The sequence below is a fragment of the Planktotalea sp. genome (assembly GCF_039984035.1).
Lineage (GTDB): Bacteria > Pseudomonadota > Alphaproteobacteria > Rhodobacterales > Rhodobacteraceae > Planktotalea.
This window is the reverse complement of the sequence record NZ_JBDWVM010000104.1, coordinates 1-25,681: the sequence shown is the minus strand read 5'-3', so window position 1 is coordinate 25,681 and position 25,681 is coordinate 1. Positions and strand designations below refer to the sequence as shown.

The 25,681-nt window shown below is 52.8% G+C and carries 37 protein-coding genes; 3 read left to right on the top strand and 34 right to left on the bottom strand.

Annotation, left to right across the window (positions count from 1 at the left end):
• The 7 genes from ABJQ89_RS04660 to ABJQ89_RS04630 all read right to left on the bottom strand — a co-directional run.
• A partial coding sequence (locus ABJQ89_RS04660) for a transporter substrate-binding domain-containing protein (RefSeq protein ID WP_348495102.1) occupies window positions 1–380 on the bottom strand: 380 nt, incomplete at its 3' end.
• Window positions 381–605: 225 nt separating this feature from the next.
• Entirely contained in the window at window positions 606–1,316 is a 711-nt protein-coding gene (locus tag ABJQ89_RS04655; RefSeq protein ID WP_348495101.1) for an ATP12 family protein, read from the bottom strand.
• Window positions 1,309–1,989 carry an HAD-IA family hydrolase gene (locus tag ABJQ89_RS04650; protein ID WP_348495100.1) on the bottom strand — a complete coding sequence of 227 codons (681 nt, stop codon included), beginning with the start codon at window positions 1,987–1,989 and terminating at the stop codon, window positions 1,309–1,311. Before ABJQ89_RS04650 ends, ABJQ89_RS04655 begins: the two co-directional genes overlap by 8 nt.
• Complete coding sequence (locus ABJQ89_RS04645; RefSeq protein ID WP_348495099.1) at window positions 1,989–3,032, bottom strand: RluA family pseudouridine synthase; 1,044 nt, start codon at window positions 3,030–3,032, stop codon at window positions 1,989–1,991. Before ABJQ89_RS04645 ends, ABJQ89_RS04650 begins: the two co-directional genes overlap by 1 nt.
• Window positions 3,029–3,406: a fluoride efflux transporter CrcB gene (crcB, locus tag ABJQ89_RS04640; protein ID WP_348495098.1), complete on the bottom strand. Its 378-nt coding sequence runs from the start codon at window positions 3,404–3,406 to the stop codon at window positions 3,029–3,031. The genes ABJQ89_RS04645 and crcB overlap by 4 nt, the downstream gene beginning before the upstream one ends.
• 55 nt (window positions 3,407–3,461) lie before the next feature.
• Window positions 3,462–4,787, bottom strand: coding sequence for a replication-associated recombination protein A (locus tag ABJQ89_RS04635; RefSeq protein ID WP_348495097.1), 1,326 nt, complete (start codon window positions 4,785–4,787; stop codon window positions 3,462–3,464).
• 3 nt (window positions 4,788–4,790) lie between these two features.
• Window positions 4,791–6,191, bottom strand: coding sequence for a trypsin-like peptidase domain-containing protein (locus ABJQ89_RS04630; RefSeq protein ID WP_348495096.1), 1,401 nt, complete (start codon window positions 6,189–6,191; stop codon window positions 4,791–4,793).
• Between the two features lie 204 nt (window positions 6,192–6,395).
• Between ABJQ89_RS04630 and ABJQ89_RS04625 the strand changes: the two genes are divergently transcribed.
• Entirely contained in the window at window positions 6,396–7,301 is a 906-nt protein-coding gene (locus tag ABJQ89_RS04625; protein ID WP_348495095.1) for an amidohydrolase family protein, read from the top strand.
• Window positions 7,302–7,382: 81 nt separating this feature from the next.
• Here the strand turns inward: ABJQ89_RS04625 and rplQ are convergent, their stop codons facing one another.
• From rplQ to ABJQ89_RS04570, 11 genes are all read right to left on the bottom strand, one after another.
• Window positions 7,383–7,802 carry a 50S ribosomal protein L17 gene (gene rplQ / locus ABJQ89_RS04620; RefSeq protein ID WP_348495094.1) on the bottom strand — a complete coding sequence of 140 codons (420 nt, stop codon included), beginning with the start codon at window positions 7,800–7,802 and terminating at the stop codon, window positions 7,383–7,385.
• A 136-nt stretch (window positions 7,803–7,938) separates the two neighbouring features.
• Window positions 7,939–8,955 carry a DNA-directed RNA polymerase subunit alpha gene (locus ABJQ89_RS04615; protein ID WP_348495093.1) on the bottom strand — a complete coding sequence of 339 codons (1,017 nt, stop codon included), beginning with the start codon at window positions 8,953–8,955 and terminating at the stop codon, window positions 7,939–7,941.
• Between the two features lie 112 nt (window positions 8,956–9,067).
• On the bottom strand, window positions 9,068–9,457 hold the full coding sequence (rpsK, locus tag ABJQ89_RS04610) for a 30S ribosomal protein S11 (protein WP_348495092.1): 390 nt from the start codon (window positions 9,455–9,457) through the stop codon (window positions 9,068–9,070).
• A gap of 14 nt (window positions 9,458–9,471) precedes the next feature.
• Window positions 9,472–9,840, bottom strand: coding sequence for a 30S ribosomal protein S13 (rpsM, locus tag ABJQ89_RS04605; RefSeq protein WP_348495091.1), 369 nt, complete (start codon window positions 9,838–9,840; stop codon window positions 9,472–9,474).
• A gap of 573 nt (window positions 9,841–10,413) precedes the next feature.
• Window positions 10,414–10,728 carry a hypothetical protein gene (locus tag ABJQ89_RS04600; protein WP_348495090.1) on the bottom strand — a complete coding sequence of 105 codons (315 nt, stop codon included), beginning with the start codon at window positions 10,726–10,728 and terminating at the stop codon, window positions 10,414–10,416.
• A 30-nt stretch (window positions 10,729–10,758) separates the two neighbouring features.
• On the bottom strand, window positions 10,759–11,337 hold the full coding sequence (locus tag ABJQ89_RS04595) for an adenylate kinase (RefSeq protein WP_348495089.1): 579 nt from the start codon (window positions 11,335–11,337) through the stop codon (window positions 10,759–10,761).
• Complete coding sequence (gene secY / locus ABJQ89_RS04590; RefSeq protein WP_348495088.1) at window positions 11,334–12,698, bottom strand: preprotein translocase subunit SecY; 1,365 nt, start codon at window positions 12,696–12,698, stop codon at window positions 11,334–11,336. The genes ABJQ89_RS04595 and secY overlap by 4 nt, the downstream gene beginning before the upstream one ends.
• A gap of 108 nt (window positions 12,699–12,806) precedes the next feature.
• A complete protein-coding gene (gene rplO, locus ABJQ89_RS04585; protein WP_348495087.1) occupies window positions 12,807–13,280 on the bottom strand; it encodes a 50S ribosomal protein L15 in 474 nt (157 codons plus the stop codon).
• 220 nt (window positions 13,281–13,500) lie between these two features.
• Entirely contained in the window at window positions 13,501–14,145 is a 645-nt protein-coding gene (locus ABJQ89_RS04580) for a YitT family protein (protein ID WP_348495086.1), read from the bottom strand.
• Window positions 14,146–14,281: 136 nt separating this feature from the next.
• Entirely contained in the window at window positions 14,282–15,439 is a 1,158-nt protein-coding gene (locus ABJQ89_RS04575; protein WP_348495085.1) for a helix-turn-helix transcriptional regulator, read from the bottom strand.
• A 174-nt stretch (window positions 15,440–15,613) separates the two neighbouring features.
• Window positions 15,614–15,796, bottom strand: a complete 183-nt coding sequence (locus ABJQ89_RS04570; protein WP_348495084.1) for a hypothetical protein — start codon at window positions 15,794–15,796, stop codon at window positions 15,614–15,616.
• A 390-nt stretch (window positions 15,797–16,186) separates the two neighbouring features.
• Between ABJQ89_RS04570 and ABJQ89_RS04565 the strand changes: the two genes are divergently transcribed.
• Complete coding sequence (locus tag ABJQ89_RS04565; protein WP_348495083.1) at window positions 16,187–16,720, top strand: YaeQ family protein; 534 nt, start codon at window positions 16,187–16,189, stop codon at window positions 16,718–16,720.
• A gap of 15 nt (window positions 16,721–16,735) precedes the next feature.
• On the opposite strand, the gene ABJQ89_RS04560 is transcribed toward ABJQ89_RS04565, so the two are convergent.
• The 13 genes from ABJQ89_RS04560 to ABJQ89_RS04500 all read right to left on the bottom strand — a co-directional run bounded on the left by ABJQ89_RS04560 (window position 16,736) and on the right by ABJQ89_RS04500 (window position 22,827).
• Window positions 16,736–17,371 carry a class I SAM-dependent methyltransferase gene (locus ABJQ89_RS04560; protein WP_348495103.1) on the bottom strand — a complete coding sequence of 212 codons (636 nt, stop codon included), beginning with the start codon at window positions 17,369–17,371 and terminating at the stop codon, window positions 16,736–16,738.
• A gap of 369 nt (window positions 17,372–17,740) precedes the next feature.
• On the bottom strand, window positions 17,741–17,929 hold the full coding sequence (rpmD, locus tag ABJQ89_RS04555) for a 50S ribosomal protein L30 (RefSeq protein WP_348495082.1): 189 nt from the start codon (window positions 17,927–17,929) through the stop codon (window positions 17,741–17,743).
• 11 nt (window positions 17,930–17,940) lie between these two features.
• Window positions 17,941–18,510, bottom strand: coding sequence for a 30S ribosomal protein S5 (rpsE, locus tag ABJQ89_RS04550; protein WP_348495081.1), 570 nt, complete (start codon window positions 18,508–18,510; stop codon window positions 17,941–17,943).
• A gap of 113 nt (window positions 18,511–18,623) precedes the next feature.
• Entirely contained in the window at window positions 18,624–18,983 is a 360-nt protein-coding gene (gene rplR / locus ABJQ89_RS04545) for a 50S ribosomal protein L18 (RefSeq protein WP_348495080.1), read from the bottom strand.
• Window positions 18,984–18,994: 11 nt separating this feature from the next.
• Entirely contained in the window at window positions 18,995–19,528 is a 534-nt protein-coding gene (rplF, locus tag ABJQ89_RS04540) for a 50S ribosomal protein L6 (protein ID WP_348495079.1), read from the bottom strand.
• A gap of 9 nt (window positions 19,529–19,537) precedes the next feature.
• On the bottom strand, window positions 19,538–19,930 hold the full coding sequence (gene rpsH / locus ABJQ89_RS04535) for a 30S ribosomal protein S8 (protein ID WP_348495078.1): 393 nt from the start codon (window positions 19,928–19,930) through the stop codon (window positions 19,538–19,540).
• 11 nt (window positions 19,931–19,941) lie between these two features.
• Complete coding sequence (gene rpsN / locus ABJQ89_RS04530) at window positions 19,942–20,247, bottom strand: 30S ribosomal protein S14 (protein ID WP_348495077.1); 306 nt, start codon at window positions 20,245–20,247, stop codon at window positions 19,942–19,944.
• Between the two features lie 17 nt (window positions 20,248–20,264).
• Window positions 20,265–20,828: a 50S ribosomal protein L5 gene (rplE, locus tag ABJQ89_RS04525; protein ID WP_348495076.1), complete on the bottom strand. Its 564-nt coding sequence runs from the start codon at window positions 20,826–20,828 to the stop codon at window positions 20,265–20,267.
• Complete coding sequence (gene rplX, locus ABJQ89_RS04520) at window positions 20,821–21,132, bottom strand: 50S ribosomal protein L24 (protein WP_348495075.1); 312 nt, start codon at window positions 21,130–21,132, stop codon at window positions 20,821–20,823. The genes rplE and rplX overlap by 8 nt, the downstream gene beginning before the upstream one ends.
• 1 nt (window position 21,133) lies before the next feature.
• Window positions 21,134–21,502, bottom strand: coding sequence for a 50S ribosomal protein L14 (gene rplN / locus ABJQ89_RS04515; protein ID WP_348495074.1), 369 nt, complete (start codon window positions 21,500–21,502; stop codon window positions 21,134–21,136).
• A gap of 82 nt (window positions 21,503–21,584) precedes the next feature.
• Window positions 21,585–21,815 (bottom strand): 30S ribosomal protein S17, encoded by a 231-nt coding sequence (gene rpsQ / locus ABJQ89_RS04510; RefSeq protein WP_009828361.1) that lies wholly within the window; start codon window positions 21,813–21,815, stop codon window positions 21,585–21,587.
• A gap of 12 nt (window positions 21,816–21,827) precedes the next feature.
• Window positions 21,828–22,031, bottom strand: coding sequence for a 50S ribosomal protein L29 (rpmC, locus tag ABJQ89_RS04505; protein ID WP_348495073.1), 204 nt, complete (start codon window positions 22,029–22,031; stop codon window positions 21,828–21,830).
• Between the two features lie 178 nt (window positions 22,032–22,209).
• A complete protein-coding gene (locus ABJQ89_RS04500; protein WP_348495072.1) occupies window positions 22,210–22,827 on the bottom strand; it encodes a TIGR02466 family protein in 618 nt (205 codons plus the stop codon).
• A gap of 153 nt (window positions 22,828–22,980) precedes the next feature.
• Between ABJQ89_RS04500 and ABJQ89_RS04495 the strand changes: the two genes are divergently transcribed.
• Window positions 22,981–23,250: a hypothetical protein gene (locus ABJQ89_RS04495; protein ID WP_348495071.1), complete on the top strand. Its 270-nt coding sequence runs from the start codon at window positions 22,981–22,983 to the stop codon at window positions 23,248–23,250.
• A 22-nt stretch (window positions 23,251–23,272) separates the two neighbouring features.
• On the opposite strand, the gene ABJQ89_RS04490 is transcribed toward ABJQ89_RS04495, so the two are convergent.
• The 3 genes from ABJQ89_RS04490 to ABJQ89_RS04480 all read right to left on the bottom strand — a co-directional run.
• Complete coding sequence (locus ABJQ89_RS04490; protein ID WP_348495070.1) at window positions 23,273–23,938, bottom strand: L,D-transpeptidase; 666 nt, start codon at window positions 23,936–23,938, stop codon at window positions 23,273–23,275.
• A 140-nt stretch (window positions 23,939–24,078) separates the two neighbouring features.
• Window positions 24,079–24,849 carry an SDR family oxidoreductase gene (locus ABJQ89_RS04485; RefSeq protein WP_348495069.1) on the bottom strand — a complete coding sequence of 257 codons (771 nt, stop codon included), beginning with the start codon at window positions 24,847–24,849 and terminating at the stop codon, window positions 24,079–24,081.
• Window positions 24,850–25,044: 195 nt separating this feature from the next.
• The coding region (locus tag ABJQ89_RS04480; protein ID WP_348495068.1) for a hypothetical protein at window positions 25,045–25,681 on the bottom strand (637 nt) is incomplete at its 5' end.

Here is a 25,681-nt window from a genome sequence, read left to right as displayed (position 1 = left end):
AAGCCCTGACCGTCGTAGTAGTTAACACCTACGAATTCAAACTTCAGGTCAACGTCACGAGAGAACGTCCATGTTGTGTTACGCGCCAGCATGTCGATTTCGCCAGATGCGAGTGCTGTGAAACGTGTTTTACCCGTTGTTGGAACGAATTCCACAGCGGATGGATCACCCAAAACAGCAGCTGCAACCGCGCGGCATACGCCTACGTCAAAGCCCTGCCATTCGCCGTTCGCGTCTGGTGCCGCAAAACCAACGAGACCTGTGGTCACGCCGCAGTTCAGCTTGCCGCGCGCTTTAACATCGTCAAGCGTGCCGGCTGCTGCTGCACCGGCCGCAAGGCCAGCGATTGTCAGAGCACCGAGAAATACTGATTTTTTCATTTTTACCTCTTCCTGATTACCCGTCCTTTTTGAACGGTTCTTCCCGCGATTAATCGCAAGGTTTCGTACCAATGGGGTGAATGTGCCCCTTAGTGCATACAAGTTTGCTCGTAAGTTGATACAAACGTCAAGACCAACAAAGCCAAAACAATGTGAAATTGAGCAAGGCGACCCTAGGTCAAGCAACGCTGTCTATTTCCGCATCAAAATTTGGTGGCAGTGCCTTTAAGCCGTGCTCATTTGAAAGAAGCTATGCGCATGATTAAAGGCGATTTTTTTGATGTTCGCCATGTCTTCTGCGTCCTCATCAAGGCCCCATTGTTCTTGCTGGTAACGCTCATCGAGACGTGAAATTTCCCATAATTCGTCAGGAGATGCAAAATTACGCATAGCAGCGAGCCCGATCACAAATGAGCCGGGCAATGTAATGAGGTCATGCATGCCGGTTAATTCGAATGGATTCATCTCAGAAAGCACATCTCGAAGCTTGATCAGACTTGATTCTTCTTGGGCCGCAAACATAACGCCAGACACTGGTAAGAGCGCTGCATCAAAGGTTTCTTTGCACCAAGCCAAAAGCGGATCCCAGACTTCCGCTTGCCGCTTAATCAGTGCCTCGGGCTGTGTCGCGCGGTAGCACAAAAGATCTGTGCCCGCATATTCACCAAGCATATCAGCCACTGCCTCAAATTGCGGCGTGACTTTATCAACGGCCGAATTCGCGGATTTTGTGAACGGCATTGAATTAGGATCAATTTCTTTCTCTTGAGCGTCCCATTCAGCAGCCATTGCTTCAGCCATGGCCAGGGTTGGCACGTTCAGCAGCGCTTTGCCCGGTGTGCGAATCGGTCTGCCATCAAGATGGACGGTGAAACCGCCCTCAACTTCAATTGCCGCTGCCTTTTCCCAGAATCGCTTCATTTTCCAGTCAGACATCGTTCTTACTCCAAATTGTCTCAAGCGCATCTTCGAGTTGATCGAATCGATCGATCAAAACGTCTGCTCCCGCGAGCCGCGCTTTATCGTGATAGCCCCAAGTTACGCCGATGAAATGCAGACCTGCGGACTGCGCCATATCCTTGTCGAAACTCGTATCCCCGATCATCACGCTATCCTTGGTGTCGACGCCCAAATCACGCATCGCTTGGAACAGCATCGAAGGGTTCGGCTTACTCGGATGATCATCCGCGACTTGGCGCGTCAGGAAATACCCCTCCAGCGCATGTGCCTCGATCAGTTTATCCAATCCACGTCGTGATTTTCCGGTCGCAACGCCGAGCAATAGTTCGTCCTGCGCCTTCAATCGTTCAAGCGCCGCGCGCGCGCCGTCATAAAGCGGCGAAGAAATTTCAGCGCCCTGAGCACGGCGCAGCTCCATGTAGGCGTCTTTATAGCCTTGCACCATGCGCGTGCAGATCTCTTCGCTTTGATCTGGCGCAAGGATCGGCAGTGCTACATCAAGCGACAGACCAACGGTGCTGAGAATTGCGTCTTTGCTTGGAGCGTCCAGACCTTCAGCGACAAACGCCGCCTCCATCGCGCCCACGATGTCCGCCTGACTGTCTACAAGCGTGCCATCCACATCGAAAATAACAGCGCGCAGCCGCATTACATCAGCTCTTCGAACGGATCTTCAGGAACCTCTTTTGGGTCCCACGCAAATGTGTCCCACGTGCGCTGCATGTGATCTGGCAACGGCGCGGTGATGTGAAGGATCGCTTTGGTCGCTGGGTGTTCGATTTGCAAAGATCGCGCATGGAGATGCAGCTTTTTGCTCAGATCGCCGCCAAGCTGCGCGCCCCAACCATCGCCAAGGTTCTCCTGACCTGAGCCACCATATTTACCATCGCCTACGATTGGGTGACCCATCTCCGCCATATGCGCGCGCAATTGGTGTGTTCGCCCCGTGATCGGGATAAGCGCGCACCAAGACGTGCGCTGCCCTGCGGTTTCCAGAACCGCGTAATCGGTCAAAGCACGCTTCGCGCCTTCGGTCTGATCCACTTCGCGGGGATGGATACAGATCATCTTCTCCCCTTCACCGCGTGCACCGTGACCGGGCGCTTTCATCAAACCATATTTGATCGTGCCCATGCGTGGATTTGGAACGCCGGCAATCGCCGCCCAATAAATCTTGCGCGTGGCGCGGTGACGGAACGCCGCCGTCAGATCAGAGGCCGCGCGACGCGTGCGCCCGAGGATCAAAACACCGGACGTATCTTTGTCCAAACGGTGCACAAGGCGCGGACGTTCTTCATAGTCATACATCAACGCTTCAGAGAGGCTATCAACATGACGCGCGTGACCCGTGCCGCCCTGAACAGGCAGGCCCGCAGGCTTATTGAGCGCAATGACATGATCGTCTTTATAGATCACGCAATTGCGGATGAATTTCGTATCGGCAGCGCTCACCTTGCTCGGCGCGGCATGTTTCGGCGCGGCGCTATCGGGCAATGGTGGGATGCGCAATTGCTGGCCTTCTTGCACACGCGTGTTCGCTTTGACGCGGCTGCCATCGAGACGCAGCTCACCCTTGCGGCACATCTTTTCGACCATGCCTTGCGTCACTTGGGGGAACTTGCGTTTCAGGAAGCGGTCAAGACGCTGATCGCCGTCATCTTCTTCAATCGTAATCGTTTGAACGCGGCTCATGCCCATATTCCTCTCGCGACGGCCAATCCAGCCATCAAACCCAAAATCGACAGGACCAATGACAGCCCCATATATAATGCCGCTTGGCCCATTTGCCCGCGTTCCATCAGTGTTACAGCTTCCAGTGAAAAGGCCGAGAACGTGGTAAATCCACCAAGCAATCCGGTCATGACAAAGAGGTTCGCCAGCGTGAAGCCCTTTTGGTGCGCGAACACAACAAAGACGCCCATCAGAAACGACCCCAGAACATTTACCGGCAAGACCCCGATGGGAAAGCTCATAGGAAACGCCTTGGTGAGCGCGAGCCCTGATAGGTATCGCAGGCTCGATCCGAGCGCGCCGCCAAGGGCGACCAGAGAAACATTGAGTAACATGCGCCCATGTCGCGCGCCGCGTGCCCAGAGTCAAGTTTAGCGCGTTGGGCGCGCCTTACGTTTTGCGCTTTGCACGTAGATTATCAAAGTAATCCTGCCGCTTGATCAGTTCCCGCTCAAACCCGCGCTCCACAGGCGCATAAAGCTTGGGACGTTCCATCCCGTCAGGGAAATAGTTCTGACCAGAAAACCCGTCTTCCGCATCGTGATCATAGGCATAGCCGTCGCCATACCCCTGATCCTTCATCAAGGACGTCGGCGCATTCAAGATATGCTTGGGCGGTGGTTTCGATCCGGTTTCCTTCGCCGCGCGCCGCGCCGCTTTGTAGCCCACATAGACCCCATTCGATTTCGGGGCGAGCGCGAGATAGGTCAACGCTTGTGCCAAGGCCAGCTCCCCTTCGGGCGAGCCAAGCCGTTCGTAGGTTTCCCAGCTTTGTAGGCAGACAGATTGCGCTTGCGGATCGGCAAGGCCAATATCCTCAACCGCCATGCGCAAGATACGCCGCGCGAGGTAACGTGGGTCTTCCCCGCCCTCTAGCATCCGTGCGAACCAATAGAGCGCCGCGTCAGGATCAGAGCCGCGCACCGATTTATGCAAGGCCGAGATCAAATTGTAATGCGCATCGCCCGATTTGTCATATTGCGCAGCGCGGCGTTGCAGTCGTTTGCTGAGCTCAGGCGGTGTTAACTTGTGATCAGTCTTCCAAGCAGCGACCTGCTCAACGAGATTGAGCAAAGCCCGCCCATCCCCATCGGCCATTTCCAGCAGCGCTTCCCGCGCAGGGCCATCGAGCGGCAGCTCTGTTTGTAACTCTTGTTCTGCCCGCTGCGCCATGCGTTCAAGGTCCGCCAGATCAAGGCGTTCCAGCACCAAAACCTGCGCCCGTGACATCACAGCTGAGTTCAGTTCAAAGCTGGGGTTTTCCGTCGTCGCGCCTACCAGCAAGATGGTGCCATCTTCCATATGGGGCAAAAACCCGTCTTGCTGCGCCTTGTTGAAACGATGGATTTCGTCGACGAACAGCAATGTCCCCTGCCCGTTTTGCCGCCTGATCTTTGCCGCTTCAAAGACTTTGCGCAGGTCCGGCATGCCAGTAAAAATCGCACTGATCTGAACGAACTGTAGCTCTGTTTCATGGGCCAAAAGCCGCGCGATGGTCGTTTTGCCAACACCGGGGGGACCCCAAAAGATTAAAGACGTCAGCGATCCCGATGAAAGCATCACCTCTAATGGCGCGCCCTCGCCGAGCACTTGCCGCTGCCCTATAACGTCCGCCAGCTTTTGCGGGCGCAGTCGATCCGCCAGCGGACGCGGCCCTTTTTGCGGCGCTTGGCCCTGATCAGGCGTTGCTGCGCCGCTGCTAAATAGATCGCTCATACCTCAGAGCCTAAACCGGAGCAGCACCAATTGACCACCACGTTCAACAACCATCGACACCGAACGGCGCGCATCTCGGAACGCTTTTTGAGCGGCGCGCGGTGTTTCAATCGTATCGCCATTGATTTCGCGCAGAATATCGCCCTTTTGCAAACCAACCCGTCCCCCAAATGGCCCTGTATCCAACACGACGACACCTTCTGGGAGCAGTGGGAGTTGATGTTCGGACAGCACTGCTGGATTCACATTTGCAAGCTTAAGAAGCGGTAAGACCTCATCTTCTTCTAGAATGACTTCTTCATGCGCAGGGATATCCGGCGGGCCGATCATTGCGACCGTTGTGCTAGCTTCCTGACCGTTGTGAACAAAACTCACTTCGATTTTAGATCCCATGCCTGCAATGGTCATATAATAGAGCATTTCAGACGGTGAATTCACCTCCAACCCATTCGCTGCTGTGATAACATCGCCCACGGCCAGACCAGCGGCCGCGAAGGGACTGCCATCTTGCAATTGGGTAATCGCCATGCCACCCGAACGATCAAGCCCGAGCGATTGCGCAAGGTCAGCATCAACGGTTTGCCCGCCCATGCCAGCCCAAGGGCGTTGGAAAAGGGTCGCCCCTGCGCGCGCTTGTTCGATAAACTGTTCAACCATCGCGGCTGGGATCGCAAAGCCAATCCCGTTTGAGCCACCGGAACGCGTCACAATCGCCGTATTCACGCCGATCAACGCACCATCCATGCCAATCAAAGCACCGCCTGAGTTACCTGGATTGATCGGCGCATCGGTTTGCATAAAATAACCGCGCGCGTTGCCAGTGACTTTGCCTGACCGTGCAAGCCCTGAAATGATCCCGCTCGACACAGTTTGGCCAACGCCAAAGGGGTTGCCGATGGCGAGCACCAGTTCACCGACTTCAACTGTGTTGCTGTCTCGTAAGTTTAAAAATGGAAGGTTGTCCGTTGCCTCATCCATATTTTTGAGACGTAAAATTGCGAGATCACTGGCTTCATCACCGAGGATCACTTCTGCGGAAAATTCGCGCCGGTCCTTCAGAACAACGCGAATGTCAGTGGCCTGACCGACAACGTGATAGTTTGATACAACATAGCCGTCACTGGACAGGATCACACCAGAGCCAAGCGAATTTTGCACCTGCGGTCGGCTCGGTCCCAGATCACCAAAGAAATTCTGAAAGAAAGGGTCAGACGCAAAGGGGCTGGCCGACGCGCGGGTTTGCACGATGCGTTTCGCGTAAATATTGACGACAGCCGGCGCCGCTTGCTTGACCAAAGGCGCAAAGCTTAACGAAATCTGAGCTTGGCTGGTTGGGACGACGTTTTCCGCTTTTGCGGCGAATGGCACTGCAACACACAGGGCAAAGATCAGAGCGCGAACCATAGAATTCCTCTTTTCGTGAGTTGCTAGAGATATGAGAGTTGCGTGCACAAGGTGCAAGAGGAAGCGCAGCCGCAATATGTGTGTTGAGCGAAAGAACGCGAAAACCTTACCGAAGGACGTTGAAGTCAAATTACTTGCGACAGTTGAAAAGATCGCATTGACTAGAAGCTAGCCGTCAAAACGCGAAAGAGAGAAGCAAGCAACATGTCACATTCAAAGGACGACATCCCCTTTTGTCTAGCGCCAGACGCTAACCCTCACGGCCCGAGTTTTGAAATGCCCAGCGGCGCCTGTGATACCCACTTTCATATTTTCCCGTCTGGGCACGAACATCGCTATGTCCCAGATCGTAGTTACACGCCCCCGCCTCTTGTGATCAGCGATTTCAATGTCGTTTCAGGGGCTTTAGGCTTGGAGCGCGCAGTCGTGATCCAGCCGAGCGTTTATGGCGAAGACAATGCAGCGACGCTGGCTGTTTCGAGTGCAGAGCCAGACCGCCTTCGCGCTGTAATTTCCGTGTCGAGTGACGTCACCGATAGTGAGCTTGAAGCGTTTCATGCAGCAGGTGCACGCGGCATTCGGGTGAACGTGGTGGATAGCGGCGGGATGACATTTTCCTCGATCGAAGAGGCACTCGCCTTCACCGCGCGCATAGCTGATCTAGGGTGGCATATCGAATTTCTGGCGCATGTCGAAACCTTTGATGACATTGATGCCGTTCTATCGGCCTCACACGTGCCTGTTGTCTTTGGTCATCTTGGATACACTAATGTAAAAAAGGGTGCGGGCGATCCTGGGTTTCGTCGGTTTCTGACAGCGTTTGAGCGCGGTCAAACCTGGGTCAAGCTGACGGGCCCCTATCGTATCAGCGCCTTGGACAGGTTTCCCTATACGGACATCACCGACATGGCGCAGGCCCTTTTGCAAGTTAACCCATCACGGTTGCTCTGGGGGTCCGATTGGCCCCATGTGCGGCATGTCGGCGTCATGCCGAATGATGGAGATTTGTTAGATCAACTGCGCGATTGGGGATGCGATGCTGAACTTCGTCGTAAAATACTCGTGGACAATCCTGCGCAGCTTTATGGGTTTCCAGACCTAAAAACCTAGCGCTTAGCTTTCGCCCTTTTAAACGCAAAAGGCCCCCGCTGTGCGCGAGGGCCTTTCAAATCCTAAAACCGTTAGAGCGGTTTACTCGTCCGCGTCTGCTTCCGCAGCAACGCGCGCTTTGTCAGCCGCGCCTTTCGCGTCTACGTCGCGGTCAACCAGTTCGATGATCGCCATTGGCGCCATGTCACCATAACGGAAACCCGCTTTAAGAACGCGTGTGTAACCACCTGGACGGTCTGCATAGCGTGGGCCGAGGATTTCGCACAGTTTTGCAACGTCCTTGTCTTCTTTCAACTGCGCTGCGGCCTGCCGGCGCGCGTGCAGATCGGCGCGTTTGCCAACCGTGATCAGCTTATCCATGATACGCTTGAGTTCTTTAGCTTTTGGCAATGTTGTTTTGATTTGCTCATGCTCGATGAGCGAGCCAGCCATGTTTGCCCAGAGCGCTTTACGGTGCTCGTGAGTACGGTTTAGGCGGCGGTAACCTTTTGCGTGACGCATGTGTCTTCTCCTAATGTGCCCTCTACGGGCGTTTTTGCTTTGTCTGGCAACAGGTGCGTGCCTATTGCTCTCCTTGGGGTCGTGACTGACCCAGTCGTAAAAGTAAGGTGCGTGGTATCACGCACCCTACGATATCTTAAAAGGCGTCTTCGAATTTCTTCGCGAGATCTTCGATGTTGTCCGGTGGCCAGTCCTCTACGTCCATGCCGAGGTGCAAGCCCATACCTGACAGCACTTCTTTGATCTCGTTCAAAGACTTGCGGCCGAAGTTTGGCGTACGCAGCATTTCCGCTTCGGTTTTCTGGATCAGATCGCCGATGTAAACGATGTTGTCGTTCTTCAGGCAGTTCGCGGAACGGACAGACAGTTCCAGCTCGTCCACTTTCTTCAGCAGAAGTGGGTTGAACTCGAGACCATCATCCTCGTCTTTTGCAGACGCTGATTCAGGTTCGTCGAAGTTGACGAAGATAGACAGCTGATCCTGAAGAATGCGCGCTGCGTATGCAACCGCGTCGTCAGGTGTCAAAGAGCCGTCTGTTTCGACTTTCATTGTCAGTTTATCATAGTCGAGAACCTGACCTTCACGGGTCGGCTGTACATCGTACGATACTTTCTTAACAGGCGAGTAGATCGCATCGATCGGGATAAGACCGATTGGTGCATCTTCTGGCTTGTTTTTGTCAGCAGCGACATAGCCCTTGCCCGTATTCACGGTCAGTTCCATGTAAACATCTGCACCATCATCGAGGTGGCAGATCACGTGCTCACGGTTCAGAACTTCGATACCGGCGGAGTCAGAAATGTCACCCGCTGTCACGATGCCAGGACCTTTTGCATTGATTGAAAGACGCTTAGGGCCTTCAACTTCCATGCGCAGGCTGACGCCTTTAAGGTTCAAAACGATGTCTGTGACATCTTCGCGAACACCAGCAACGCTAGAGAATTCGTGCAATACGTTGTCGATCTGAACGGATGTGATCGCCGCGCCTTGCAGCGAGCTCATCAGAACACGGCGCAATGCGTTGCCAAGCGTGAGGCCAAAGCCGCGCTCAAGTGGTTCAGCAACAACAGTCGCCTGACGTGCAGGATCATTGCCTGGCTTGACTTCAAGCTGTGTCGGCTTGATCAGTTCTGCCCAATTTTTGTGGATCATACGTCCCTCCATCCTTGTTTCGACCTCATGTCCAAAAGACCAAAACGCTCGAGGTTAAAATGACGAAATAGAGGCCGCGTGGACACGCAGCCTCCATAGGTAATCTTGATGCTTAAACGCGGCGACGCTTTGGTGGGCGGCAACCGTTGTGAGCCATAGGCGTCACGTCGCGGATGGACGTGATGTTGAAGCCAGCAGCTGCAAGGGCACGAAGCGCGCTCTCACGACCAGAACCTGGACCTTGAACTTCAACTTCCAGCGTTTTCACGCCGTGCTCTGCAGCCTTGCGGCCAGCATCTTCAGCAGCCATCTGCGCCGCGTATGGCGTGGACTTACGTGAGCCACGGAAGCCCATCGTGCCCGCAGAGGACCATGAGATCGCGTTACCCTGAACGTCAGAGATAAGGATCTTTGTGTTGTTGAACGAAGAGTTCACGTGAGCAACGCCAGCGGCGATGTTCTTGGAGACCTTCTTTTTGGTACGTTTTGCTTCACGAGCCATTGATCAGTCCTCCCTTATTTCTTCTTACCAGCAATGGCCTTTGCAGGACCTTTGCGAGTACGAGCGTTTGTAGATGTACGCTGACCACGAACGGGCAGGTTACGACGGTGACGCAGGCCGCGGTAGCAACCGAGGTCCATCAGACGCTTGATATTCATCTGAGTTTCACGGCGAAGGTCGCCTTCAACTGTGAACGTTGCATCGATGTGCTCACGAACCGCGAGAACTTCTGCATCGGAAAGCTCGTTAACGCGACGTGTTTCGTCGATTTTAACAGCTTCGCAAATTGCTTTGGCAGAGGCTGGGCCAATACCTGTGATATATGTGAGGGCGATCGGGACCCGTTTGTGGGTCGGGATGTTTACGCCGGCAATACGTGCCAAGTGGAACTTCCTTTTCGTTGCGGGTCCGTGATTCCAGACCCTTTTTTCACAACATAAAGCCCAAGGCGGGTTGGCCGAGGGCTTAAAGCTGATCAGGTGATCTGCCTTTGATGGGAGCTACCCGTCTCAGGCATTTGATTCTCATAAGAGATAAGGGTGGTTATGAGTTTTTTATGGGTTGGTCAATAGGGTGTTAGCGAAAGCGATCGTCAAGGTCTCTGAACCATCATTTGCTTTGGATGATCTTCGGTTTTCGGAAAATTCGGGGGGAGAGTTCGAAGCCAAGTCTCTCGATTTCATTTTCATTTCCCGAACAACGCTGCTCGTTTGCTTCCAGAGTGGCAACCGCCGAACACACAATTCGAAAAAAAACCGCCAGAACAAGACAAGGGAAGCAATACCAAGTCCAAAATTCTTCCCCTACCACTCCAAATCGAATGACTATAACGCCAACGATCACAATAGGCGTCATCAAAAGGAACCAAGACCGCCGATACAATCTAGACCGATCCTTTAGTGAGGTCGCATGTTCGTCTGCTAGTTTTTCGATTTCGGCAGGAAGCTCGATAGCATTCATTTTTTCTGTTCATCGCTGTTCTTGAGGTAAACAGTGACGTTGTTCGCCGGATCATTCAGAATTGCGAGGCCTCGGCGTTCAAAGATCGTTCCAATTTCTTTCAAGCGCGCATCGGTATCGCGTTTTGCTTGCCCCAACCAAAAAACGACCAAACAAAAGATCAATATCGGCGCAAAGATGATCCAGTTCGACAGAGCAACAGGCATAGAGCAAATTACGACCGCAACAGAAATTGCATCTAAAATATTATACCAATAAAGACTTTTTCGTTTGGCGAGCAATTCGCCAAACTCTTTTTCAAGGGGTTTCAACTCCTCAGGAGTTGCGACCGGAACCACCGCTTAACCGAGAACGCCAGCGATCTCTGCTTTAACGCCGTCCATCGTGCCGAGGCCGTCAACGCCTTTAAGCAGACCTTTGGCGTGGTAGTAACCGATCAGCGGAGACGTCTGTTTGTAGTAGGCCATCAAACGGATCTTCAGGCTTTCCTCGTTATCGTCCGCACGTACAGGTTTGCCCGCAGCCGCAGCTTCCGCAGCGCGGCCAACAATGCGGTCGACCAACACGTCGTCGTTGACTTGCAACTCAATCGCGTGGTCAAGCGTTTCGCCCTGCTCTTCCATCAACTCAGCCAAAGCATCCGCTTGAGCCAAAGTGCGTGGGAAGCCGTCAAAGATGAAACCGCCAGTTTTGTCGCCCTCAAGCTTTTCACGGATCAGACCGATCACGATTTCATCTGTTACCAGATCACCGCGCGCCATGACGTCCGCAACAACTTTGCCCATTTCTGTGCCGCTGTCTTTCGCTTCGCGCAGCATATCGCCGGTGCTCAGCTGAACCATGTTGCGATCTTCCACAAGCATTTGTGCTTGTGTTCCCTTACCCGCTCCGGGTGGTCCTAGAAGAATAATATTGGTCATCGGTTGACTGGGCTCCGTTTCTTACGTCCTTTGCCGCCCTTACCGCGCAGCTGAGATTTCTGGATCAAACCTTCATACTGATGCGCGAGTAAGTGGCTCTGCACCTGTTGAATGGTATCCATGGTGACCGAAACAACGATCAATACTGATGTACCACCAAAATAGAATGGGATTGCGAACTGGCCGCGAATAACTTCTGGCAGCAAGCAAACCAATGTCAGGTAAGCCGCGCCAAGCGCCAAGATGCGGGACACAACGAATTCGAGGTATTCTGCCGTCTTCTTGCCCGGGCGCACACCTGGAACAAAACCGTTCTGGTTTTTCAGGTTGTCCGCAACGTCGTCCACTTTGAAGGAAACGTTGAAGGTGTAGAAGAATGTGAAGAACACGATCATCGCCGCGAAGAACAACAGGTACAGCGGCTGGCCTGGTCCAAAGTACGCCAGAAGCGTCGACATGACTGGACCTGTTGAGTTGCCCGAGAATGTCGAGATCGTTGCAGGCAAGAGCAGCAGTGAGCTTGCGAAGATCGCTGGAATAACGCCCGCTGGGTTCACTTTAACGGGAAGGTGCGAAGAAGAACCTTCCTGCACACGCATGCCAACTTGACGGCGCGGATACTGGATATGGATCTTACGGAGCGCACGCTCCATGAACACTACAAAGGCAATGGTGACGACCACCATTAGGATAACCCCGACAATCACGGCTGGGCTGATCGCGCCGGAACGGCCAGATGCGAAGAACTGTGCCAAAGCGGCAGGAACTTCGGCAATAATGCCGACAAAGATGATCAAGGAAATACCGTTACCGATGCCGCGAGCGGTGATCTGCTCACCGAGCCACATCAGGAACATGGTGCCACCAACCAGTGTAATCAGGCAGGCAATACGGAAGAACATGCCGCCTTCCGTGACCAAACCACCCGCTTCTAGGCTGACCGCAAGGCCATAGGCCTGCATCGTCGCCAAGGCGACCGTGCCGTAACGCGTGTATTGGTTGATTTTCTTTTGGCCTTGCTGGCCTTCTTTCTTGAGCTGTTCAAGCGCAGGAACCATTGAGGTCAGCAACTGAACGATAATCGATGCCGAAATATACGGCATGATACCGAGGGCAAAGATACCCATTCGACCCAGCGCACCACCTGTGAACATGGAGACCATGCCCCCGATGCCCTGTCCCGCTTGCTCCATAAATTCACGCAATGCGGCGCCGTCGATACCCGGGACAGGAATAAACGTGCCCAAACGGTAAACGATCAACAGACCGAGCGTGAACAGGATGCGATTGCGAAGATCGGTTGCTTTACCAAGTGCGGACCAACTTGTGTTGGCTGCCATTTGTTCTGCTGCAGATACCATGAACGGCTCTCTTCTAATGAAAAATGCCACCGAAGCGTTTTCAGCTCAGGCGGCATTTTGGAAAACGTCTAGAGGTATGTAGTGGGCCTAGCGGCCCGTAACAACCTGTTATTCAGCCGCAGTCGTTTTTGTGACCGTAAGTGAGCCGCCAGCTTTTTCTACCGCTGCGATTGCAGACTTAGATGCGCCAGTGACTGTGATGTTCAATTTGGACGTCACTTCGCCCTTCGCAAGAACGCGAACACCGTCTTTGATGCGGCGAACGAGACCGGAAGCCACCAATGATTCTTCGGTGATTGCTTCTTTGGCGTCGATTTTGCCTGCATCTACGAATTTCTGGATCAAGCCGAGGTTCACAACAGCGTGTGTCTTGGCGTTGATGTTGTTGAAACCGCGCTTAGGAAGGCGTTGGTAGATCGGCATTTGACCGCCTTCAAAGCCTTTGATCGCTACACCTGAGCGGGACTTTTGACCTTTGATACCACGGCCACCAGTCTTACCCATGCCGGAACCCACACCGCGGCCAATACGCTTGCGTCGTTTCGTGGCACCTGGATTGTCGTGCAGTTCATTCAGTTTCATGTCGCTTCTCCTTTGCCGGATGCGACCCCCAGCGACGGGAGTGGCCGAACACGGCGTATGATTGATTCTATGCGTGGCACGGATTGCCACTGGGGGCGTATAGAACGCTGAGGGGTATGGAGCAAGAGGGGAAACCTCATTCCAAGACACGAAACTTGGCTCTGTCTCGCGCGTCGGCTCAGGCAGTTTTCAAAGGGCATCAAGACCCTTTGCCGCGCGCTTAAGGCGCCACATACCGATCGCGTCGATGATTAAATGCGATCACCCCATTCAATACCACCGCCCCAAGCAAAGAATATGCAATCACGCTCGCAGGGAAAATGAACATCGCAATTGCGAAAATGATTACATCGACGATGAGCTGCGTATATCCCGCTTTGAAACCAAAGCTATCCTGTATGACAATCGCCACCACACCAACGCCGCCGAGCGAACCTTTATGGCGAATGCAGGCTAATATGCCGAAGCCAACACTCACACCGAAGGCAAGTGTTCCGACAAGCGGATTTAAGCTCTCAAATACGATGTGCAGCGCGAGATTGTCAGAAAGCACCGAAACGGCAGTCACGCAGAAAAGACTTTTCAACGTAAACTCAAGTCCTAAACGCTTATAGGCAAAGGCATAAAACGGGACGTTAATGAGAAAAAAGACTGCCCCAAAAGACCAACCCGTCGGATAGGCGATAAGCAACGCGATACCCGCCATTTGCCCTGTGAGAAAGCCTAGGTGCGTCAGAAAGACAAGCCCCACGGATATCAAAAAGCAACCGCTGAAAAGCCCTTGGGCATCTTCTAACGGCGTATGTGCAATGGAATTTAGCTTTATCGTCATCGGTGTTGGCATGATTTCGTCAATACGCCGCATCGCAGCATTTGCAAGTTCGATCTCACGTTTTCGCGCGCCTTTTTCGCAAAAAATTCGATGTGCCTTTTTTGCGAGCATCCTTAAGCGGAGCGCTTGAATTACCGCAGCTTCTAGGAAGGCGTCAGAGCACTTGGCTCTACTTTCGCAAGTCAGACGGCGTCTTCCCCGTTTCACGTTTAAACGCTTTGTAAAACGCAGAGCGCGAATTGAAGCCTACGTCATAAGCGATCACGAGGATTGTCTCATCTGACGTATTCAACTGCTTAACCGCATCCTTGATCCGCCAGCCATTCACCACGTCAAAAAAGCTTTTGTTCAAATGCATGTTCAAGGCTTGTGACACGTAATGCCCTGTCACCCCGATACGTTTGGACAAATCCCAAAGTGATAGGTTGGGATCACGGTAGAGCAAATCTTGTGACATTGCGGTCTCAACCTTCGCTGCAATACGTTCTAAACGCTCAGCATCGAGAGCGGATTTTTCATATTTTCGAGCCGCAGACGCGTCAGGCTGTTCAGGGGTGATAACAGGTTGGCGCGTTAGTCCCGGGCGTTGGCGCAACCCCCACACACCAATGATCCAGAACATAAACAGCAGTGCGGTCGCATCGAAAACTTGCAGATGATCTTCATAGGAATTTTCCGCAAACACGCCCAAGAGCACTGATGCTGTGAACGCTATGCTGGCAGATAAGTAGATCACAATACAGACGATGATCACCCAGATCCAAGTCAGTTCTCTGTTTTCGGTGCTCGCAAAAACGTCCCTTAGGCGCGTGCGATACGCGATGAGGCGACGAATGGTGAGATACACATAAGTCGCGATCATTGCCTTAAAGACGATATCGGCCAACACGACCACAAAGGCGATCAATACGATACCGATCAACCGCAAATCATCGTCAGTATATTCTGAAGCATCAAAATCGGACGGCAAAAACAGAAGCGACCAGAACGCAGCCAAGACAAGAAGGATGGGCGCAATATGATAGCGCAACTTTGGAATGCGCTCCGCCTGCCCCTCTGTCGTGAGCGCACGAACATAGGCCCAGAAAAGGAATGGAGACGCGAGTTCCAAACCGCCGATAATAACACTCGCGCGGAAGAGATGGCCTGTACTGTCAGGATCGTAGATTTGCACTAGAACGCCAAACCCAATCGCTAACCCTTCGAATAGGAACAACAGCGCAAGCGGCAAGTAGACTTCAGTATCAAGCCTGCGCAGCAACAAAAGATGCGCGCAAAACAAACAAACGCCTGACGTGATCAAACCTATGGAGTTTACCAAAATCATATAGCGCCTGTTAAACCTTTCTTTTCAATGGAGGAGAAGTGCACAGCTGAGGCTTGATCTGCAAGCTTGCAATATCGGGGGCGAGAAAGCGCCGCTATTGGGCGGTGCGCTTCGCAAGAAATCTGTTCACGCAACCGCCCAAAATTTTACTTAGAGCTGAGTACTTCCCTAACCTTAAAGTCCAATAAGGGACGTCGCGAGGGCGAGCTTTTCAGCGGCGACCCGCTCTTGAACAGCCTCACAGGCCTGCAAATCACCTGCAACGCAGGCGCCGTCTAGCTGCTCACGCGCCGCGATTTCCGCCGGTGTTTCACAGGCACAAAGACCAAGTGTAGCTAAAATAATGAGTTTCTTCATTGATGTATCTTTCTTTGATTTCAGTATGCGCGGTGGCACTAACGAGGAATGCGTGCTCGCGAAGCCGCGCGTCTTTTTGGAGGTTTAGTTGGGTGAAAGTTCGTGAGTGGCGTCTTTTCGGAGGTCTCCTGAGTGGTGGTTGAAGCCACAAAACACCAATCCAGCCTGCCGCGTCGTCCGTCCCAACGGGCGGAGACACCTATTTTCGGACTTTTCAGAAAAAACCTTTGATTTGCCCGTTCGCAGTAAAATCTCTTCTCTAGCGGCGTGCTCTCTAGATCGCTTCGAACGCATATCGATGTACGCACCTGTCCAAAGCAGCCGGTATGCCCTTCCACTTACGCGCCAAACCCACTACCCAACGAGCACACATAAAGATTGGAACGCTCCATGGCGCAAAAGGCTACTATCTATAAGGTCGAACTCTCTGTCTCGGACATGGATCGTCACTACTACGAGACCCACAAGCTGACCGTCGCCAAACATCCATCCGAAACGGATGAGCGTATGATGGTCCGTTTGCTGGCTTTTGCCCTGAGCGCCCATGAGCATTTGGAAATGACGAAGGGTCTGTCCACGGACGACGAACCAGACATTTGGCAAAAAAGCCTGAGCGGCGAGTTGGAGCTTTGGATCGCTCTTGGCCTGCCCAGCGAAAAAATCGTTCGTCAATCCTGCGCCAAGGCCAAGGAGGTCATCATCTACGCCTATGGCAGCACGGCAGAGATGTGGCGGGACAAGATCAAGAACAGCACGACGCGTTTTGATAATCTTCAAGTGATCAATCTTAACGAAGAGACAACCAACGCTTTGGCTGATTTGGCGAGCCGGTCGATGAAGCTGCAGGTGAATATTCAGGATGGTGAGGTCATGATCAGCGCCGATGAAAGCATCGTCTATGTCACGCCGAACCAGTGGAAGTAACCTAGGCGCCCCGCCCTAGCCGAGCATGAACACGTCATAACGTGTCGATTTGCCCATGATTTGATGCGAACAGGCGCGCACACCTGCGATCGGATCCGCCTTTGCAGGCCATTTCAGCACCACTCGTTTTCGAGCATGTTCAAGCGCAACGCGTAAAAGCTCCGCAGAATCTTCATCAGTTCCCACAATATCGCGCACCTGACGGAGTTCGCGCTTGACCAACGCCGAATTTTTGCGCGGCGGATGCATTGGATCAATCAGGATTGCATCGCCATTTAGGTCCGGCAGTAAATCTTTGGCATCGCCATGCAGCAAGGTCATGCGTCCCAAGATGTCTGCAAAACCCCCGCCCTCTTCAACGGCCCGTGTCATGCCATCCTGCAAGAGCGCATGCATTTCAGCGGAGCGTTCGATCATAGTGACTTTGGCGCCCAGCGAGGCGAGCAAGAAAGAATCGCGCCCCAGACCTGCAGTTGCATCAATGACCGTCGGTGTTTTGCCTGCGCGTAGACCCATCGCCTTGGGCAAATCCTGCCCACGACCACCCCCAAAACGCAAACGATGTGCGACCGCCCCGCTGACAAAGTCGACGCGAAGCGCAGCTTCTTTCTTTGTCATTGAGTGTCCTCGCTGGTGCTGCCTAGATTGCAGTGCAAGCCATAGCGCAGATCAGCGAGAGTGCTCAAGGCGTTGTGCTTAGCTGCGCTCAGAGGTTTCGCGCATATATTCTGTCCAGCTTGGGCATGGACCAGTGGTCCAAGACGTTTTTACGGATTTCGCGAGATTAGAAAGTGCGTGTGTCAGAGTGTTCATATCAGATGCCAATGTTTGGAATTATAAGTTGGCCGTAGCTACGAATTTGCCCTTGTTCTCACCACAGACAATATCAACTAGCCGCCTTGCAAGGCATGCATAGGCCAACAAAGCATCGATCAGACAAACGCAAAACGCCCCCGGATTGCTCCGAGGGCGTTTGAAACTGAAGGTAAGGTGCGTGAAACCACGCAGTTTACGTTAACTTCAGCCTTTTTCTTCGATGATCTCAACCATGTGAGGGATCTTGTTGATCATGCCGCGTACTGCTGGCGTGTCTTCAAGCTCACGTGTTTTGTGCATCTTGTTCAGACCCAGGCCGATCAGCGTCTGGCGCTGTTTCTCTGGGCGACGGATCGGAGAACCGATTTGCTTTACAACGATAGTTTTAGCCATTGGTCAGGTCCTTACGCGTCTGCGGCTTCGGCTGCTGGTGCGGCCTCGCCTTTGTTGAGAATGTCTGCAACTTTCTTGCCACGACGCTGAGCGACGGAGCGAGGGCTGCTTTCTTTCTTCAGACCATCAATGGTCGCGCGGATCATGTTGTATGGGTTTTGCGAACCGATAGATTTCGCAACAACATCCTGAACACCGAGCATTTCGAAGACGGCACGCATTGGACCACCGGCGATGATACCAGTACCTTGTGGTGCTGTGCGCATCACAACTTTACCAGCGCCATGACGGCCTTCCATGTCGTGGTGCAACGTACGACCTTCACGAAGCGCAACGCGGATCATTTGACGCTTTGCTTGCTCTGTGGCTTTACGGATCGCTTCAGGAACTTCCTTCGCTTTACCTTTGCCAAAGCCTACACGGCCCTTTTGGTCGCCAACAACGACAAGTGCGGCGAAGCCAAAGCGCTTACCACCCTTAACAGTTTTGGAAACACGGTTAATCGCAACCAAGCGATCCGCAAATTCCGGTGTTTCATCACGGTCGCGGCGGTTGCCACGGCGGTTTTCACGTTCTGCCATTTGGACAGTCCTTTTATGAGTGGCGCGATGCGCCTAAATTTCATTCAATCCTAGTGGACCAAAGGCCCCCGGATCATCGGAAGAGCCCGCCAAGGCGAGCTCTTCTCAAGGTCTTAGATTTTCAAACCACCTTCACGTGCGGCGTCAGCAATTGCTTTAACCTTACCGTGAAAGAGGAAACCGCCGCGGTCGAAGTATGCTTCTTCTACGCCAGCTTTTTTCGCGCGCTCAGCAATCGCTGCGCCAACTTTTGTTGCCGCTTCAACGTTGTTTTTGCCGACAACACCCAATGCTTTTTCCAAAGAAGAAGCAGAAGCGAGCGTTACGCCATTAACATCGTCAATCAGCTGAACACTGATGTTTTTGTTGCTGCGGTGCACAGAAAGACGCATGCGTCCTGCGTTTACGCGGCGGAGTTTGTTCCGGACGCGCAGACGGCGCTTCAGAAACAGAGTTCTTTTGCTATTTGCCATTTGACTGGTCCTTACTTCTTCTTGCCTTCCTTACGGAAGATAAACTCGCCTTTGTAACGAATACCTTTGCCTTTGTAAGGCTCAGGCTTGCGCCACGCACGAATGTTTGCTGCGACTTGACCAACTTGCTGCTCGTCGTTGCCTTCGATTACGATTTCGGTCGGCTTCGGAACAGTCACTGTGACGCCCTCAGGGATTTCGAAATCAACATCGTGAGACAGGCCGAGGTTCAGTTTTACAACTTTACCTGCAAGCTGGGCACGGTAACCAACGCCGTGAATCTCAAGCTCTTTCTTGGCGCCGGTTGTAACACCGGTGACAAGGTTAGCGATGCGAGTGCGGGACATGCCCCACTGCTGACGCGCGCGCTTGGATTTGCCACGTGGTGTGACTGTGACTTTGTTGTCCTCAACTGTGAGGGTCACATCGTCGGTTGCGGTGAAGCTACGAGCGCCTTTCGGGCCTTTTACTTCAACAGTCTGACCGGAAACAGATGCAGTAACACCTGATGGCAGATCGACTGGTTTTTTACCAATTCGAGACATACGCTTTCCTTAGAAGACTGTGCAGAGCACTTCGCCGCCAACGTTGGCAGAGCGTGCAGATGCATCCGACATCACACCTTTAGAGGTGGAGACAATCGACACGCCCAGGCCCTGACGGACTGTTGGGATGTCATTGGAGCCCATGTAAACGCGACGACCAGGCTTAGAAACCCGCTTCAATTCGCGAATGACAGGAACACCGTCATAGTATTTGAGGCTGATTTCGATTGCCGGATGGCCATCTTCACCAGTCATTTTCTCATAGCCGCGGATGTAACCCTCGTCTGCGAGAACATCCAGAACCCAAGCACGCAGCTTGGACGCAGGTGTCATCACAGTGGATTTGCCACGCATTTGTGCGTTGCGAATCCGTGTGAGCATGTCGGCGATAGGATCGTTCATATCTTATCTCCTTACCAGCTCGATTTCACCATGCCCGGCAACTGACCAGCGGAGGCCAGGTCACGCAGAGCAATACGGGAAACCTTGAGTTTACGATAATACGCGTGAGGACGACCAGTCAGCTGGCAACGGTTGTGCAAGCGTGTGGCCGAGCTGTTGCGCGGCAGTTTTGCAAGCTTCAGGCGCGCTGTGAAACGCTCTTCCATCGTCTTGGATTCGTCATTCGCGATTTCTTTCAGCGCAGCACGTTTCGCAGCATATTTTGCTACAAGTGCTTCACGCTTCTTTTCGCGTTCGATCATTGCTTTTTTAGCCATAATTCTCTCTCCCGCGCTTAGCTGTTGAACGGCATGTTGAAATGCTTCAACAGCGCTTTAGCTTCGGCGTCGGTTGCAGAAGTTGTGGTGATGATGATGTCCATCCCCCAAACTTCGTCCACTTTGTCATATTCGATCTCTGGGAATACGATATGCTCTTTCATGCCCATGGCGTAGTTGCCACGGCCGTCAAAGCTTTTCCCGGAAACACCGCGGAAGTCACGAATACGTGGCATTGCGATGGTGATCAGACGGTCGAGGAATTCATACATGCGATCGCCGCGCAGAGTAACTTTCGTACCCAGTGGCATTTCTTCACGCACGCGGAAACCCGCGATGGACTTCTTCGCTGTAGTTACAACAGCTTTTTGGCCGGCAATCGCAGTCAGATCTTGCTGAGCGGATTTGGCTTTCTTGCTGTCACGAACGGCTTCTGCGCCACAACCAATGTTCAGAACAATTTTGTCCAAACGTGGGATTTGCATGTCGTTCTTGTAACCGAACTCTTCCTTCATTGCTGCGCGGATTGTGTCCTTATACGCGGCCTTCAGGCGGGGTGTGTAGTTGCTCGTATCAAGCATCGATCACGTCTCCCGTGGTTTTTGCGAAGCGCACTTTCTTGTCACCTTCCATGCGGAAGCCAACGCGAGTTGCTTTGCCGTTTGCATCGAGAAGAGCGAGGTTGCTCAGCTGGATTGGCATCGCTTTCGGGATGCGTCCACCTTGAGACGTCTGGCTCTGGCGCGTTGCGCGGATGGCGATGTTGATGCCATCTACAACTGCTTTGCCAGCTTTCGGGTCAACAGAGCTGATTGTGCCCTCTTTACCTTTGTCTTTGCCAGCAAGCACGACGACCTTGTCGCCTTTTTTCAACTTAGCAGCCATATCACAGCACCTCCGGCGCGAGTGAGATGATTTTCATGAAGTTCTTGGCGCGCAATTCACGAACAACTGGGCCAAAGATACGTGTACCTACTGGCTCGTTAGAGTTGTTCAAGATTACCGCAGCATTGCGATCAAAACGGATCACTGTGCCATCTTCACGGAATACTTCTTTAGCGGTACGTACGACGACGGCTTTACGCACGTCACCTTTCTTTACGCGACCGCGTGGGATGGCTTCCTTAACTGAAACGACGATGATGTCTCCAACGGAGGCATAACGACGTTTGGAACCACCCAGAACCTTGATGCACTGAACACGGCGAGCGCCGCTGTTGTCAGCTACATCCAGATTTGTCTGCATCTGGATCATTTGGTTTCTCCGGACCTATGGGGCGGCGATGCGTGCCAGTGTCCCCAGGGTTTCACTTCCTAAGAAGCGCCGGAAGCTTGATTTAAGCTTCCAACACTTCCCAGCGCTTTGTCTTCGAGCGAGGTGCGCATTCGATAATCCGAACTTTGTCACCAACCTTGAAGGCATTCTGTTCATCGTGCGCCCGATACTTTTTGGACTTACGAATGGTTTTCTTAAGAACCGGATGCGTAAAGCGACGCTCTACGGATACGGTAATTGTTTGTGCGTTTGCGTCAGAAGTTACGACGCCGTTTAGAATACGCTTAGGCATATCGAGACTTCCTTATTCCGCTGCAGCCGCAGCTGCTTTTTCATTGAGAACTGTGTTCACACGCGCGACGTCGCGTTTCACACCGCGCATACGCGCCGTAGATTCCAATGCGCCTGTTGCTTGCTGAAAGCGCAAGTTGAAGGCTTCTTTCTTGAGATTAGCCAGCTCTTCACGGAGCTGATCGGGCGTTTTATCCCGCAGTTCGTTGGCGTTCATAGCCTATTCCTTTTTCAACATCACGAGGCTGCCGCAAAGCGTGACAGACGAATCCCGTGGAGGTCACTAGAAGCTGTGCGTTTAGACCCATAGTACCTGCGACGCAAGCCTTGTTTACGACCCTATAAAAATAGGGTTCAAAAAGCGATGAAACGTAAGGTGCGTGATATCACGCACCCTACCCCCAAGAATAGTTAAAGGAGACTGACATGCGTTCGTCTTCGGCCATGTTCATCGGCACTTCATGGCGTAGCCAGCTTTCCCAGAGCAGCACATCGCCCACTTCAGGCTCTACATAAACAAAGGTCTTCAACTCGCGGCGTGCATCTTTCTGGCGCACAGGTGACGCCATCATCATCTGACTGCGCGGGTCCTCAAACTTGATCGCGCTCGCGCCCTCGGGCATGGACACATAGGTCGTGCCGCTGATCACCGAATGCGGGTGAATATGCGATGTGTGAATGCCGCCCTCTGGCAGGATGTTGATCCAGATGTCTTCCAGCTTCAGCTCTCTCCCATCCAGATCAAATTGTGCGTCTTCCACAAAGGCTGCCACATGAGCGTCCAGAATTTTGATCAGGTCTTTAAAGATCGGCGAGCGCCATGCCAGATCAGTTAGAGAGGCATAGGACGTGTAGCCCGGAAAATCATTGTCCTCGCACCATTGCTGACCTGCCTCATCATCACTGGCGATTGCATAGCAAGACGCCTCTAATTCTTCGGCGGAAATCGGGCCCAACTCAGATAGAGCTGCGCGGTACAGGCGGGTCACGAAGAGAGATTCTATTTGGCTCATACCCGTCCAATACTGGTTTTCGTTCAGCCTGACGAGAGCAGTGTTGCCCGTACTCCGAACTCCCACAGCTAAATCAACGTCATGTCCGCTTTGATCTGGTCTCGGCCCGCGAATCCAACCAAAGTGCTTTCAAACTAAACTGGGGACGTCCACATGAAAAAGACAATCGCACTAATGGGCTGCGCTGCCGCACTCCTGTCCGCGTGCCAATCCACGACACAAGTCAGCGAAGCAAGCCCGTTCATCACAGAAGTACCTGAAGGTGTTTTGTCTATTGCTGCAGCGGGCCAAGATTTGACCGCGCTGCAAATTGATCCAATTGATGGGTGCTACACTTACCGCCATATTGGCCCGGTGGAGACGACATTCCTGCCACTGCGCTCAAGTGATGGTCGGCCGATCTGCTCAAGAGCGGCCTCTTAATCAAACGCCTCGTCAGCGCGCATTAGGTTTGCGCGCTGATGTGATCCTCTGCTGCATGCAAATGCGCAGTGACCCCCTTGTTAACATTCTCATAGAGCCCGTTAATGTGCGCCATCACCATGCGCACGCAGCCAGAGCTGGCGCGACCACCGATGGAACCCGGGTTCGGCGATCCGTGAATGCGCAAATAAGTATCGCGATTACCCTTATATAGATAAAGCGCACGAGACCCGAGAGGGTTGGAAGGGCCTGCATCCATGCCGTCGGCATGTTGCTCATACAGATGCGGATCGCGTTTGATCATCGCAGGCGTCGGTGTCCATGTGGGCCATTTAGCTTTGCGACGGATTGAATAGACGCCCGGCTCGTACAGATTACCACGCGCAATCGCCACGCCATAGCGCATCGCCGTTCCGCCCTCTTCAATATGATAGAGATAGCGTGCAACCGCATCGACGTGGATATCACCAACTTTCAAACCAGCATTCGCTTGAACACGTTGCGGCAAGAAGCGGCGGTGCAGGTTCCACGGGTTAGATGTCTCAGGCACATATTCAGCAGGCGTAACTTGCGCATCCCATGCATCCCAGCTGGAACGCTTGGACGTCGGTGCCGCTGATGCAATGCTAGCAATTGGAGCAGAAAACAACGTGGCCGTGGAAATAACAAAATGGCGACGGGTGAGCATGGCAGTGCAATCCTTCTCAGAAAACGTATCGTCTGTGATTCACTGTGAGAATAGAAGCATTTAGCCGCAAGCGCGAGTCACATGCGCGTGTTTCCACCGATTAGGTAACATATTATATTACCTCTCGCATCCTGCCTTGCTCACCAAAGCGAGCCGGCGTTGACCTGTATGTCTTCCATTGTAATGGCGCGGCCTGCATCACTAACCAGAAACGCAACGAGATTGGCGATCTCTTCAGGCTGAACAAGCGCGCCCTGTGGGTTAGATGCCTCATACTTCGCCTGAACTTCCGAACGCGTCGCACCCGTTTCTTCAATCTCTTGATCCACGAACTGCTTCAACATCTCGGTTTCGACCCAGGTTGGGCTGATGCTCGTACAGGTCACGCCATGCGGTGCCCCTTCTAGCGAAACACAACGCCCAAGACCAAGAAGGCCAGCTTTTGAGGCACAATAGGCCGCGTTGTCAGCCATTCCGTTATGCGCAGCGACGGAAGCAAGATTGATAATCCGTCCCCACCCTTGCGCCTTCATGCCCGGCATAGCCGCGCGGATCATCTTGAACGTGCCCGTCAGGTTTGTATCGATCGTGTCATCCCAGAGCTTGTCAGAATGGCCAATGACGGCCTCTTCTTCATAAACACCTGCAGTGTTCACCAAAATATCCACACTACCGTATTGCGTGATCACATTAGTGATAAACCCTTCGACACTCTCCGTATCGCGTACATCCAATTGCGCGACATCCAGCTTAGCGCCGACTTTCGCATGTAACCCAGCAACGGCTTCTGCATCACCACCACGACGCGCGCCAATCACGACCGTTGTGCCATCAGCGTGCAAACGTTTTGCAATCGCTAGCCCCATGCCTGATAGACCGCCTGTCACAACGGCTACTTTGCTCGATGCCATTAGCATATTCCTTTTGTTCATTATAAGGTAAGTGGTTCAAACACTTATGATCACTTTAGCCTATGAACTAAAGGACCGAGCTTGGTTATCAGTAACTGAGACAACGTTTCAATTGGGATCAATCAGACTTCCATGAGACATGGTCGCCTGAAATGAAGCAAGCGTTAGCAAGTGCATCTTCCTGATGCGCTGAGGCTAAACAAGAGTTCTCAACTTCTCAACGACATTCTCCAAGACAATCCGACCATAATCATCATTCATATGGCGCACATCTATAGACGCGTGTTGCTTCGCGTTTTTGAGCCCCTTCAAAGCGACCGAACCAACGCTATACTCTCTGATTGTGTTAAACTGATCCCCTATGGTCGAAGGGTCTTGCCATAGCCAATGAACACCAGGTTGACCAAACTCGTCCTCAATAGTGGCGCAAACTTCCTCGTACTGGACCGGTTGAGTTGGCGCATTTGAATTCTTTCGGACAATGTCATTCCCGATATCGGCCAGCAATGGCTCGGGGCTGATCAAAATCGGCGCTTTGGATCCAGAGGCAATCAGTCGCGCTAACTTTTGCGCATCGCACTCCGTCAACATTTCCTTGACCGAAATCTGTCGAAGCGCCGACGAGTGGCGCCGATCAATCCGGGGGGGGATCAAGAAAAGCCCGTGAAGCAAAAAGGCGTCATAAGAAGAAAGAACGATGCTCTCAAGACCACCAGAAACGAAAGAGAGTTTTTCTCGTATCTGTTGACTTCGCGGCTCCAGCGCGGAGCGATCTGCTGATAATTTTAGATCTCTTATTCCATGTCTCGCAACTGCGAAAATTGAGAATGTA

What these genes read in the sequence shown, in the direction of transcription:
- crcB (WP_348495098.1), bottom strand. Translation starts at nt 3,406, where the DNA reads ATGTTACTCAATGTTTCTCTGGTCGCCCTTGGCGGCGCGCTCGGATCG.
- secY (WP_348495088.1), bottom strand. Translation starts at nt 12,698, where the DNA reads ATGGTATCTGCAGCAGAACAAATGGCAGCCAACACAAGTTGGTCCGCA.
- ABJQ89_RS04635 (WP_348495097.1), bottom strand. Translation starts at nt 4,787, where the DNA reads ATGAGCGATCTATTTAGCAGCGGCGCAGCAACGCCTGATCAGGGCCAA.
- rpsK (WP_348495092.1), bottom strand. Translation starts at nt 9,457, where the DNA reads ATGGCTCGTGAAGCAAAACGTACCAAAAAGAAGGTCTCCAAGAACATC.
- ABJQ89_RS04645 (WP_348495099.1), bottom strand. Translation starts at nt 3,032, where the DNA reads ATGAGCCGCGTTCAAACGATTACGATTGAAGAAGATGACGGCGATCAG.
- rplN (WP_348495074.1), bottom strand. Translation starts at nt 21,502, where the DNA reads ATGATCCAGATGCAGACAAATCTGGATGTAGCTGACAACAGCGGCGCT.
- rpmC (WP_348495073.1), bottom strand. Translation starts at nt 22,031, where the DNA reads ATGAACGCCAACGAACTGCGGGATAAAACGCCCGATCAGCTCCGTGAA.
- rplF (WP_348495079.1), bottom strand. Translation starts at nt 19,528, where the DNA reads ATGTCTCGAATTGGTAAAAAACCAGTCGATCTGCCATCAGGTGTTACT.
- ABJQ89_RS04580 (WP_348495086.1), bottom strand. Translation starts at nt 14,145, where the DNA reads ATGCGGCGTATTGACGAAATCATGCCAACACCGATGACGATAAAGCTA.
- ABJQ89_RS04490 (WP_348495070.1), bottom strand. Translation starts at nt 23,938, where the DNA reads ATGCTCACCCGTCGCCATTTTGTTATTTCCACGGCCACGTTGTTTTCT.
- rpsE (WP_348495081.1), bottom strand. Translation starts at nt 18,510, where the DNA reads ATGGCAGAACGTGAAAACCGCCGTGGCAACCGCCGCGACCGTGATGAA.
- ABJQ89_RS04625 (WP_348495095.1), top strand. Translation starts at nt 6,396, where the DNA reads ATGTCACATTCAAAGGACGACATCCCCTTTTGTCTAGCGCCAGACGCT.
- rplX (WP_348495075.1), bottom strand. Translation starts at nt 21,132, where the DNA reads ATGGCTGCTAAGTTGAAAAAAGGCGACAAGGTCGTCGTGCTTGCTGGC.
- ABJQ89_RS04655 (WP_348495101.1), bottom strand. Translation starts at nt 1,316, where the DNA reads ATGTCTGACTGGAAAATGAAGCGATTCTGGGAAAAGGCAGCGGCAATT.
- rplE (WP_348495076.1), bottom strand. Translation starts at nt 20,828, where the DNA reads ATGCTTGATACGAGCAACTACACACCCCGCCTGAAGGCCGCGTATAAG.
- ABJQ89_RS04630 (WP_348495096.1), bottom strand. Translation starts at nt 6,191, where the DNA reads ATGGTTCGCGCTCTGATCTTTGCCCTGTGTGTTGCAGTGCCATTCGCC.
- rplR (WP_348495080.1), bottom strand. Translation starts at nt 18,983, where the DNA reads ATGGCAAATAGCAAAAGAACTCTGTTTCTGAAGCGCCGTCTGCGCGTC.
- ABJQ89_RS04565 (WP_348495083.1), top strand. Translation starts at nt 16,187, where the DNA reads ATGGCGCAAAAGGCTACTATCTATAAGGTCGAACTCTCTGTCTCGGAC.
- ABJQ89_RS04595 (WP_348495089.1), bottom strand. Translation starts at nt 11,337, where the DNA reads ATGACCAATATTATTCTTCTAGGACCACCCGGAGCGGGTAAGGGAACA.
- rpsH (WP_348495078.1), bottom strand. Translation starts at nt 19,930, where the DNA reads ATGAACGATCCTATCGCCGACATGCTCACACGGATTCGCAACGCACAA.
- ABJQ89_RS04570 (WP_348495084.1), bottom strand. Translation starts at nt 15,796, where the DNA reads ATGAAGAAACTCATTATTTTAGCTACACTTGGTCTTTGTGCCTGTGAA.
- ABJQ89_RS04495 (WP_348495071.1), top strand. Translation starts at nt 22,981, where the DNA reads ATGAAAAAGACAATCGCACTAATGGGCTGCGCTGCCGCACTCCTGTCC.
- ABJQ89_RS04500 (WP_348495072.1), bottom strand. Translation starts at nt 22,827, where the DNA reads ATGAGCCAAATAGAATCTCTCTTCGTGACCCGCCTGTACCGCGCAGCT.
- rpsQ (WP_009828361.1), bottom strand. Translation starts at nt 21,815, where the DNA reads ATGCCTAAGCGTATTCTAAACGGCGTCGTAACTTCTGACGCAAACGCA.
- rplQ (WP_348495094.1), bottom strand. Translation starts at nt 7,802, where the DNA reads ATGCGTCACGCAAAAGGTTACCGCCGCCTAAACCGTACTCACGAGCAC.
- ABJQ89_RS04575 (WP_348495085.1), bottom strand. Translation starts at nt 15,439, where the DNA reads ATGATTTTGGTAAACTCCATAGGTTTGATCACGTCAGGCGTTTGTTTG.
- ABJQ89_RS04615 (WP_348495093.1), bottom strand. Translation starts at nt 8,955, where the DNA reads ATGATCCACAAAAATTGGGCAGAACTGATCAAGCCGACACAGCTTGAA.
- ABJQ89_RS04650 (WP_348495100.1), bottom strand. Translation starts at nt 1,989, where the DNA reads ATGCGGCTGCGCGCTGTTATTTTCGATGTGGATGGCACGCTTGTAGAC.
- ABJQ89_RS04485 (WP_348495069.1), bottom strand. Translation starts at nt 24,849, where the DNA reads ATGGCATCGAGCAAAGTAGCCGTTGTGACAGGCGGTCTATCAGGCATG.
- rplO (WP_348495087.1), bottom strand. Translation starts at nt 13,280, where the DNA reads ATGAAACTGAATGAACTGCACGACAATCCAGGTGCCACGAAACGACGC.
- rpsN (WP_348495077.1), bottom strand. Translation starts at nt 20,247, where the DNA reads ATGGCTAAAAAAGCAATGATCGAACGCGAAAAGAAGCGTGAAGCACTT.
- rpmD (WP_348495082.1), bottom strand. Translation starts at nt 17,929, where the DNA reads ATGGCTAAAACTATCGTTGTAAAGCAAATCGGTTCTCCGATCCGTCGC.